The 945-nt window shown below is 75.2% G+C and carries 1 protein-coding gene; it reads right to left on the bottom strand.

Annotated elements, in window-relative coordinates; translation table 11 throughout:
- Positions 1–945: HD-GYP domain-containing protein (locus CCN51_RS52365; protein ID WP_143676260.1), on the bottom strand; the 945-nt coding region annotated here is incomplete at both ends.

Raw genomic sequence — 945 nt, 5'->3', positions numbered from 1 at the left:
CCAGGGCGCGGGCCAGGGCGACCACCATCCGTGGGTCGAACTGCGCCCCCGCGCACCGTTTGAGCTCTTCCACCGCCGCGGGCACCGGCCGGGCCCGCCGGTAGGTCCGGGTCGAGGTCATCGCGTCGAAGGCGTCCGCGACCGCCACCACCCTCGCCGCCTCCGGAATGTCCGCTCCCGCGAGCCCATAGGGATAGCCGCTCCCGTCCAGCCGCTCGTGGTGGTGGAGAACGGCCTCCCGCGCCTCCCCCAGGAAGCCGATGCCGCGCACCATCTCGTGCCCGTACTCGGGGTGGAGCTCGATGGCGCGGCGTTCCTCGGGGGTCAGCGGACCGTTTTTACGCAGCAGCCGGGTGGGGACGCCGAGCTTGCCCACGTCATGCAGGAGGCCCGCGATGCGCAGCGCCTCGAGCCGGGCCCCGTTCATCCCCAGCTCGCGGGCGATCATGGCGGAGGCGCGGCCGACCCGCTCGCTGTGGCCGCGGGTGTACCGGTCCTTGATGTCGACGGCCTGGACGAGGGCACGGACGGTGGCCTGATGGGCGGCGCGTTCGCGGTGGCACAGCGCGAAGACGCGGGCGCAGACGTATATCGGCGGCAGCACGAGAAGCGCGGCGGGCGGCCCGTACGGGCTGCGCCACAGCACCGCCATGGTCAGCCCGGCCAGGCCGTGCACCAGGTGGGGTATGAGCGAGCACAGCACCCGGCCGCGCCAGGCGGCGCGGGGCGAGCGGCCCTCGGCCGTCACCAGTACACCGCCTTCCAGGGCGGCGGCGGTCAGCCCGAGGGCGAGCGCGGCGGCGGCCGCGGGCACCAGGGCGTACGGAAAGCAGCCCGGCTCACCGGCGGTGGCGGCAAGGGCCTCCCTGCCGCCGCAGAGCCCGAAGACGAACGAGGCGGCGTACGCGGCAAGGGCGAGCCGCGCGGCGCGCCACAGCCGCCGCA

Origin of the sequence: Streptomyces milbemycinicus, assembly GCF_002154605.1 — a bacterium.
In the GTDB taxonomy this organism is placed as follows: domain Bacteria; phylum Actinomycetota; class Actinomycetes; order Streptomycetales; family Streptomycetaceae; genus Streptomyces; species Streptomyces milbemycinicus.
The sequence above is the reverse complement of the archived record's forward strand: the minus strand, read 5'-3'. Positions and strand labels throughout refer to the sequence as shown.